Genomic DNA, 9,213 nt, shown 5'->3' with positions numbered 1-9,213 from the left:
GAGATTTGTCTTGATTTGACACATGGGATAAACTATCAAACCATTCTCACTTACAGGGCGGTTAAGGAAATGGCAGGTCTGCTTTCCGTTTTTGTTAAAGAAGTTAATTTTAAGGCATATAACGCAGATCCTTTTTCTCGGGGAGTGACCGAAGAAATCTCTCTAAATTTAATAGAGGAAACTAAGCCTGAACCGCGGCCCTTCAATGAAAGAATAAAACAAGGAAGAGTGCTGGAACCAACGGAGGAGATGGGCGAAGAAGAAAGAAGGAAATTGTTTGAGAAAGATTTATCTTATTTTAGAGGCATAGGTAAAAGAGAAATATCTGCTTTTATTGGTGCTCTCTATAATGGTTTACCTCTTGCCCTTTTTACGTTTTATCCTGATAGAGAGAAACTGAGGGAGGTTATCTTGCGGACTTTTGAGATTTACGAAAGCTATATTACCGTTTCTAATGCTGAGAATAGGCTTAAGGTGACTAAGAGAGTAAGCTTTGGTAAGGACTTTAAAGTATGCGTTTTTTCTTTCCTTATTGCTGAACTTCTCGGTAGAAAAAGCGTTTTGGATTCGGCAAAAAGGGAAGTGGCTATAGAAGAGTTAGAAAACCTGGTTGAAACTATTTTTAGCTTTGATAATCGTCTTAGCTTAATGATTGATAAGGAGCTTAGAGCTTTAAGAGATATCGTTAATAAGCCTTATTCTTGGGATTGGCAATTATATAACAAGGTAATAGAAAAAGACCAGCTGGGGGAGCCGGACAAGCGAAATTTCCTGGCTCACGCTGGTTTTGAAAGAAATATCGTTGAAATCCGTAAAGGGGGAGATAATGTATATCTTAGATTTTTGCAGGACAGGATTGATACGGTGGCCTGTATGTGTCAGGAAGGATTGAAATAGTTTTAAAGAGTTTTGGTTATGAGGATAGCTATTAAATTTGAGCCCGAGGGAGGGCAGCTGGTTATCCCAATCCACTACAACCACATAGTTCAGGCGATGATCTATAGCTCGCTTGACTCCGCCCTTGCGGACTGGTATCACAACGAGGGCTACTCCTACGGCAAAAGACACTTCAAGCTATTTACTTTTTCGAGATTAATCTGTAAGGGGGCAAAGTATCTATATGATAAAAAGCAAATTGAGTTTTCTAAGGAGATTACCTTAAAAATATCTGCGGTTGATGATCAGCTTCTCGTTTCTCTTGCAAGATATATAGTAAGGCAGGAGAGAATCAGGCTCGGGAATAATAATTGTGAGCTTTTATACCTCGGTGTTGAAAACTACCCTCGGTATAGAGAAAAAATTATCGTCAAAGCGATTTCACCGATCGTGGCTTATAGAACTCTATATACCCCTGAAGGTAGGAAAAAGACGGTTTATTTCTCTCCATGGGATAGTGAGTTTTCAGACCTCGTTTTAAGTAATCTTGAGAGAAAAGCAAAAGTTCTTAACTTAGGAGAAGCTCCTTCGCTTGATAGTGCTTATATAAAACCTTTTAAGGTTTCTGAGAAGAATTTGGCGATTATTAATTTTAAAGGCACGTGGATAAAAGGTTGGAGCGGACTTTATGAGATTAGCGTTCCTAAGCCGTATTTTAAGCTTGCTTTTGATGCGGGTTTAGGCTCTAAGAACAGTCAGGGATTTGGCATGATAGAGTTTTACGCTAAAAGGAGGGGTAAAAAGGGTGCTGAAAGCACTGATAGAGATAGGGAAGCTACTTGAGGGGGAGTACCCGGAAGCACTTGCGCTGGTTAGTGATCCCTATCCGAATTTTGACGAGAAGAGGGGAAAATTCCCCAAGGTTTTGTGCATTGATCTTAAATCGGAAGGGAAAGCTTTAACCGTTAGCGATACTTCTATCGAAGAATATGACAGAAGCAATGTATATAAACGCTATTTTTTTATTGAGCCACCTGCTTCTAAAGGGAGGGCGAGTTCTTTAAGCTTTAAACTTCCTGGAAAGGAAACTGCCATTTTGGAAAGACTTAAAATTTTGGCTGAACTTGGTTATGAAGTTGATAATGCGTTATATAGCGAGATTGTGAAATGCATAAAATTTCTTCGCAAAGAGGCTGGTAAGACGAAGCAGTTTCTTGTCGTTTTGAAGGTAGACGGTAAATATCCTGCTGAAAGGGAGGATATTAGGAAGAAACTGACATCCCTTTTCTTTAGCGTGCTTGATCCTCATCAGGAAGGTAGATGTCATATGTGCGGTTTTTATGGGAAGGTCTATTCTGGTCTTAATAGGATTTTTCGCTTTTATACCGTTGATAAGCCTGGATATGCCCCTGAGGTAAATGAAAATTACGCGTGGAAGCAATGCAGTTTGTGTGAGAAATGCGTTCTTAATCTTTTAAGAGGGAAAAGAGCCTTGGAAGATTTTCTTACCCACTCTTTCTATGGAAAGAATTTTTGGATAATTCCCGTATCAACCGAGAAAGGAGCGTTAGAGGGAGTTATCAATCGCTTTAGGAATTTTAAAGGGGAAGTTTATGAACGTGGATATCCGGGTCTGCTTGAAGATCGCATTCTTAAGGAAGCGGGGGAGGAAGGAGGAACGGTTTATTATCATTTCGTCTTTCCTAAGGAGGAGAATCAGGCGTTAAGGATACTCCTTCACATAGAAGAAGTTCTGCCGTCAAGATTGAAAAAATATATCCTCCTTAAGGAGGAATTGGTAACTGATTTTTCGGTTAATCTTAATCTCGAGACAAACTTTAGTTTTTTCTATTCACCTTATTTACGAAAGAGATCTGATCTACCGGGATTTTCGGATGAGGATTTCTTGAAGCTTGTTGACAAAGTTTTTAGAAAATCAGTGGTTGATGAAAGATGGCTTCTTGCTCGAACGATGGATAGGGTATCGGTGGAATTTCTTCGAGGAAACGGTTTTCCCTTTAGAGCAATAGTGGAAGCGTTTTTCTCACTTGTTTTTCTTAAGAGGTGGGGTGTTCTCAAGCGCAAGGATTTTTCAGGAGGTGAGATGATGAGGGAAGATATTCCATATGCGGAGTTCTTTAACAGGTATGCGGATTTCTTTAATCACCCGGCTAAGCGCGGACTGGTTCTTCTTGGCGCTCTTGTGCAGAAATTTTTGGTCACGCAGCGTTTAGAGCGTGGTTCTACTCCTTTCAGAAAGCAGCTGAAGAATCTGCGGTTGAGCCAGAAGGATGTGAAAAATCTTTGGGTTGCTCTCCAGAATAAAATGAACGAATATGATGTCGGTCATTACTGGAAGAACCTCCGTGAGGCGATAGCTCTTTCTTTTATATCGGCGGGTGATGATTGGGGACTTTCCCCAGATGAGATAGGTTTCTATCTCGTTGTGGGTATGGCTATTCATAATAGGTTTGATGGAGGTGGAGAAGATGGGAATACTCAGGAATAGAAATGAAATCTTGTTTATATACGATGTGAGAGATGCTAATCCCAATGGTGATCCCCTTGACGAGAATAAACCACGCGTTGATGAGGAAACCGGGCAGGTAATAGTTACCGATGTTCGCTTAAAAAGGACTATAAGGGATTACCTTTATACCGTTAAAGGCTTAGAGGTATTCATCAGGGAGGAGAAAAAAGATGATGGCACTTTGAGGACAAAGAAGGAGCGGATGGAAGATTTTGAAAATGATCCGAAAAAAGTCCTTGAAAAGTGCATTGATATGCGCCTTTTCGGTGCAACCACGGCGGTTAAGGAAGCGAGAACTACCTGGATAGGTCCGGTTCAGTTTAAATTCGGGCGCTCGCTACACAGGATTTCCGGTCCGGTTTTCATGAAGGGAACTACGGTGATGCCCTCTGGAGAGGGCAGAGAGCAGGGAACTTTTCGTGAGGAATGGATAGTGCCTTATGCTTTAATAGCGTTTTACGGTGTTGCCAATGAGCATGCCGCTCAGGATACCCGCTTGGAAGAGAAAGATTTGGACCTTATGATCGAGGCGATGTGGAAGGGGACCAAAGATTTAATAACGAGGAGTAAGTTCGGGCAAGAGCCCCGCTTTCTTTTAAGGATCATCTACAAAGAAGATACCGATTTTTATATCGGGGAGCTCGATAAAAGGATTAAATGGGTTCCCAAAAACGGTAAAAGGGAAGAAGAAGTGAGGGACATTTCTGAGGGAATTCTTGAAATTGATGAGCTCATTGCATCTATTGATAAGCATAAGGATAAGATCAACCGTGTAGAGATAGCGCTTAGTGAGAGGCTTAACTTATCTCAAGATATAGTTGATGAGCTTAAAAATGCCTTGGGAAAAGAATCCGTAAAGGTTCTTGATCTGACATGAGGGTTATTGCCTTCAAAATATGGGGAGATTTCGCTCTTTTTAGGAGATTTTATACAACAAGCTCGCCATTGACCTATCCCTTTCCTCCACCAAGCACCATACGGGGACTTATAGCAGCGATACTTGGCTTGAAGAGGGAAGAGTATCCAGAAATTCTTTCTCCCCAGAAAAGCAGAGTGGGAGTGAGACTTCTTTCTCCTTCCAAGAAGATCACGTTGGGCGTAAACTACCTCGATACTAAAAGTAAAGCTTGGATTAACCTTAAGAGATCTAAGGGGGATAGATTTCATACGCAGGTTCGTCTTGAGCTTTTAAAGAATCCTTCTTATGAGATTTATTTCCATCACTCTGATGCCATGCTTATGGATGAGCTTAGAAGCAGGCTTGAAAATCATTCCCCATATTACACTCCTTACCTCGGTATTTCAGAGTGCTTAGCTGATTTTGAATTGCTATGGGACATGGAACTAACTCTTTGCAGTGGCTTTGGAAACGTCGTGAGTGCTTTCTTGTGTGAAGATCTTCTTGATCTAAAGCTTGAGGGAGAAACTGCTTTAATGAAAGTCAGGATGCCGATAGCTGTTTCTTCTGATAGAACGCTTATTGAGTCAGCTGATATAATGTTTAATCCCTTTGGTAAAAGCATTTGTGCAAAGCTTAAGAGCTCTTATTCCTATCCTTATAATGAGGAGGCGAGGATAGCATTACTTCCATAGAATCTCATCCGGGCGTTCTTTTAAAACACCATCTTACGGAAGTTAAAAGAAGAGTGGAGGAATATCTCGACGACCTTCCTGTTCAAGATGATCTATTGAGGAAAAGCGCGCTATTATGTGCTGAATGGCATGACCTTGGAAAAGCAACTCGCTTTTTTCAGGACCATCTCCGAGGAAGTAGAGTAAGTGGTAAACTCTCTTCCCATGCTCTTCTTTCTGCTGTTTTAACCTTATGGAATCATGCAAGGGAGCTTCCGCTTGAGTGGAAGCTCCCTCTTTTTTTGGCTATAAAATCACATCATTCTGTGCTTTATAATCTTGAGGATGAGCTTTGTTATTCCTGCATGTGGTCTATTCTGGAACGCCAGTATTCTGCTCTTTTAGAGTATAAAGATCTTATCTTTCCTTCTCAGGAAGAGTTTGAGGGTGAATTTTCTTGGAAAGCCTATGACATGGTTAGAAACAGGAAGGATTTTACTTTATATCTTCGAACCAATTTGCTTCTCGGGATGCTCGTAGATGCAGATATCAGAGCGGTTTTGGATCTTCCTGCCAATATGGAAAGAGTGAACATACCCTCGAGTATAGTGGATGATTTCGTAGTGTCTTTAAGGGGAAGTTCACCCCTTATGTCGTTAAGAAGAGAATTTTACAGTGATATAGTTCAGAAAGCTGGTAGAATTTCTCTCTCAGAAAGACTTCTATCAATAACGGCTCCTACAGGCATAGGCAAAACGCTAGCTGGTTTCTCTTTTGCTTTAAAACTTCGGAATAGAATAGAAAGAGAGAAGGGGTATTCTTCAAGAATAATATACGTTCTTCCATTTACCAGTATAATAGATCAAAATTATGAAATCTTGAGAAAGGTTCTTATCAGGAAGCGTATTCCAGAAAGGGTTATAATCAAGCATCACTATAGAACCGATCCTTCCTTTCTCATAAAGGAAAATGCTCTATTTGGGGATTATGACAAAGCCTTTAGCATTGTAGAAACGTGGGATGCTGAAATTATAGTTTCGACATTCGTTCAGCTTTTCGAGACCATTTTTAGCAATCACCGTTCAAGCTTTAGGAGATTGCACCGCCTAATGGGGAGCATTCTTATTTTGGATGAGGTTCAAAACTTTCCGGTTAGATACTGGGACTCCATGGAAAAGATGCTTAAATTTTTAGCCGAGCATTGGAAGACATATGTTGTTTTGATGACGGCTACGCGTCCCGCTTTACTTAGAGAAGCTCTTGAACTTACCATGCCGAAGAAAACTTACTATTTTGAGAATCTTTCCAGAACTCATCTTTATCCTGTTTTTAAAGAGCGTTCTTGTTTCGATATCGAGGAATGGCTTTTACCAGAAATCGATTCAACGGATAATCTTTTAGTAATAATGAATACTGTTAGGTCGGCGCAGGAGGTTTACAAAAGGCTTAAAGAAGTTGTGGGGAAGGAATATACCCTCTTTTATCTTTCGGCAGCTTTAATACCTATCCATCGAGAAAATAGGATAGAAAAGTTGAGAGCTCTTCTGGGGAGAAAAAAACTGATTCTTGTATCAACTCAGGTTGTTGAAGCAGGCATCGATATAGATTTTCAGAAGGTTATAAGAGACTTTGCTCCTTTGGATTCTATCATTCAATCTGCAGGAAGGTGCAATAGAAATGCCATGCTTGATAAGGGGAAAGTAGTGTTGTTGCGTCTCATGGATGAAAAGACTAATAGGCTCCTCGCAAGCTACATATATGATGAAACTTTGCTTTCTATCACAAGGAATCTTCTATTGGGGAGGGAAGGTAGCATATTTGAGAAGGACTATCTTAAGGTTGTTGAGCTCTATTTTGAGAGTATAAGAGAAGCTGTTTCTCAGTATAAAGAGTTAAGCCAGGCTATAGCTGATTTGTCTTATGGGGAGGTGGGAATGTATAAGCTCATAGAAAGCGTTGATCAAATTCCTGTTTTCATAGAATGGGATGAAGAAGCGACTAAGCTTGTTGAGATTCTCCGCCATATTGAGAGTATGTCTGCTTCAAGCTATGAGAAAAGGATGAAAAAGAGAAACATGTTTTTGGAGATTAGGCCTAAGCTATGGAGATATATCGTTGGTGTCCCACAGGGAGTTCTTAAAACTCTCCGTTTGGGTTGTTTACCGTTCCTTTCAACCGTTTGTCATCTTCCGAGAAAGCATCCAGAGTTTGAGAATATATATTCTGAAGAAACTGGCTTCACGCGTGGGATTTTGGAAGAGGCGATCTTTCTGTGAGAGATATAAATGCTTCTGTCTTCCTCGCTTATGCGACTTGTCCGCGACAGGGCTGGTTTCTCTACCATTCTATAGAATCTGATCAGGAGCATGAGCTCCTTTTTCTGGGAAGGCTCGTGCATGAGACAAGCTATGCTCGTTTCAGAAAAGAAGTGTTCATAGATCAGCTTCTTAAAATAGATCTTTTTAAAGATGAGCTTCTCGCTGAGGTTAAGAAGTCTTCCAAACATAAAGAGCTTGCGAGGCTTCAGCTTGGGTTCTATCTTTACTATCTTAAGAAAGAAAAGGGGTTAATTTTAAACGGCATTCTCTTGTTTCCTAAGGAAAGGAAGACGGAGAAAGTGTTTTTAACCCCCGAGCTCGAGCGTAAGATTGAGGAAATCTTGGAAGAAATGAAGGAAGTATTAAGTAAACCTTTTCCTCCTCCTTTGAGAAAGCGATCTTGCTGTAAATCTTGCTCGTATCTGGAGGTTTGCTGGGGTTGAAAAGGACGGTTTATGTTTTCAGTGGAGGACAGCTAAAAAGGGAAGGAAACACGATAGTGCTTATATCTGAGGATGATAAAAGAGTTATTCCCGTTGAAGCCATTTCTGAGATATGCGTTTTCTCAGAGATTACGCTTAATAAGCGATTGCTTGAATTTTTAACGCAGAAAAAGGTAATACTCCACTTTTTTAATCATTACGGATACTATGTTGGAACTTACTATCCACGTGAATACATGAACTCGGGTCTTATCGTTTTAAAACAAGTCGAGCACTTTCTTAATCCGTCATTGCGACTTGGACTTGCACGCTCTTTTGTTTATGGAGCAATAGCAAATATGCTTTTCGTGTTGAGGGTATACTCATCACGTGGTTGTTGCCTGGAGAATCAGATACGTGCTATAGAGGATAAACTAAGCGAAATAAATACAGCTCGTGAAATTCCTTCCTTAATGTCAGTTGAAGGAGCGGCGCGTGAAATTTACTATTCTGCCTTTGATGAAATAATAGGGGATCCTGATTTTTCTTTTGAAGTTCGTAGCAGGCGTCCTCCTGCTAACCGCTTGAATGCTCTGATCTCTTTTGGTAATTCTCTTTTGTACTCAACGGTATTGTCAGAAATTTACAGAACGCACCTTGATCCTCGAATAGGATATCTTCACGAAACTAATCAGAGATCTTTTACTCTTAATCTTGATCTTGCAGAGATTTTTAAACCTATCATTGTTGATAGAGTTATATTTTCTCTTTTAAACAGGAGAGAAATAAAAGCTAATGATTTTCGCGAAGACCTTGGAGGAATATACATGTTGGAAAAGGGTATGAGAAAATTTATAAAAGCTTATGAGGAGAGACTTTCAGAAACTATTAAGCATAAGCGGCTGCGTAGAAAAGTTTCTTATAGACGCTTGATTCGGCTTGAGTGCTATAAGATTTATAAGCATATTCTCATGGATGAAGTTTATACTCCTTTTGTGAGGACGAGGTAAATGTTTGTGATACTTGTTTATGACGCGGGAGAAAAAAGGGTTAATAAATTTCATAAAATTTGCAGGCGTTATTTAACATGGGTTCAGCTTTCTGTTTTCGAAGGGGAGCTGACCTTGTCTCAGCTTGAAGCTTTGAAATTGGATCTTTGGAAAGTGATGGATCCCGAGGAAGATTCGATCATAATCTACACATTCAGAACTAAAAAGTATTTTAAAAGAGAGGTTATAGGCTGTGAGAAGGGAGATCCTGAAGATATCTTTATATAGGGGTTGCCGCCGGATGCCTTATAGTTTTTACTTTATCGAGGGTTAAGCGGCTTTGATAGAAATTTTGGTGCTTCTTGACACAGCGAAAAGCCATTGTTATTCTTAAGTTGTGGAGTTTATTTTGCATTGGTTTGAAGCCTACCTATGAGGGATGGAAACATTTTGATTACTGCATATTTTCCGTTAACTTTAGTGGGGTTTGAAGCCTACCTATGAGG

Annotated in this window: 9 protein-coding genes; all 9 read left to right on the top strand. The window is 40.1% G+C overall.

What is annotated here, in order from left to right; translation table 11 throughout:
• Positions 1 to 897 (top strand): TIGR01897 family CRISPR-associated protein (locus J7M13_08465; GenBank protein ID MCD6364007.1); only part of this gene is annotated, 897 nt, incomplete at its 5' end.
• Between the two features lie 18 nt (positions 898 to 915).
• Positions 916 to 1,719, top strand: a complete 804-nt coding sequence (cas6, locus tag J7M13_08460; protein MCD6364006.1) for a CRISPR-associated endoribonuclease Cas6 — start codon at positions 916 to 918, stop codon at positions 1,717 to 1,719.
• The gene (locus J7M13_08455) at positions 1,682 to 3,385 is read left to right on the top strand and encodes a TIGR02556 family CRISPR-associated protein (GenBank protein ID MCD6364005.1); all 1,704 of its coding nucleotides are present in this window, start codon (positions 1,682 to 1,684) and stop codon (positions 3,383 to 3,385) included. Before cas6 ends, J7M13_08455 begins: the two co-directional genes overlap by 38 nt.
• A complete protein-coding gene (cas7b, locus tag J7M13_08450) occupies positions 3,366 to 4,283 on the top strand; it encodes a type I-B CRISPR-associated protein Cas7/Csh2 (GenBank protein ID MCD6364004.1) in 918 nt (305 codons plus the stop codon). Before J7M13_08455 ends, cas7b begins: the two co-directional genes overlap by 20 nt.
• Entirely contained in the window at positions 4,280 to 4,999 is a 720-nt protein-coding gene (gene cas5b / locus J7M13_08445; protein ID MCD6364003.1) for a type I-B CRISPR-associated protein Cas5, read from the top strand. The genes cas7b and cas5b overlap by 4 nt, the downstream gene beginning before the upstream one ends.
• 53 nt (positions 5,000 to 5,052) lie before the next feature.
• Positions 5,053 to 7,254, top strand: coding sequence for a CRISPR-associated helicase Cas3' (cas3, locus tag J7M13_08440; GenBank protein MCD6364002.1), 2,202 nt, complete (start codon positions 5,053 to 5,055; stop codon positions 7,252 to 7,254).
• Complete coding sequence (cas4, locus tag J7M13_08435; protein MCD6364001.1) at positions 7,251 to 7,739, top strand: CRISPR-associated protein Cas4; 489 nt, start codon at positions 7,251 to 7,253, stop codon at positions 7,737 to 7,739. The genes cas3 and cas4 overlap by 4 nt, the downstream gene beginning before the upstream one ends.
• A complete protein-coding gene (cas1b, locus tag J7M13_08430; GenBank protein ID MCD6364000.1) occupies positions 7,736 to 8,728 on the top strand; it encodes a type I-B CRISPR-associated endonuclease Cas1 in 993 nt (330 codons plus the stop codon). The genes cas4 and cas1b overlap by 4 nt, the downstream gene beginning before the upstream one ends.
• Positions 8,729 to 8,995 (top strand): CRISPR-associated endonuclease Cas2, encoded by a 267-nt coding sequence (gene cas2, locus J7M13_08425; protein ID MCD6363999.1) that lies wholly within the window; start codon positions 8,729 to 8,731, stop codon positions 8,993 to 8,995.
• Positions 8,996 to 9,213: the final 218 nt, after the last annotated feature.

Source organism: Synergistota bacterium (assembly GCA_021159885.1).
Classification (GTDB): Bacteria; Synergistota; GBS-1; order GBS-1; family GBS-1; genus AUK310.
The sequence above is the reverse complement of the archived record's forward strand: the minus strand, read 5'-3'. Positions and strand labels throughout refer to the sequence as shown.

Coding starts and splice junctions, on each gene's coding strand:
- cas6 (MCD6364006.1), top strand. CDS start 916: ATGAGGATAGCTATTAAATTTGAGCCCGAGGGAGGGCAGCTGGTTATC.
- cas7b (MCD6364004.1), top strand. CDS start 3,366: ATGGGAATACTCAGGAATAGAAATGAAATCTTGTTTATATACGATGTG.
- cas5b (MCD6364003.1), top strand. CDS start 4,280: ATGAGGGTTATTGCCTTCAAAATATGGGGAGATTTCGCTCTTTTTAGG.
- cas2 (MCD6363999.1), top strand. CDS start 8,729: ATGTTTGTGATACTTGTTTATGACGCGGGAGAAAAAAGGGTTAATAAA.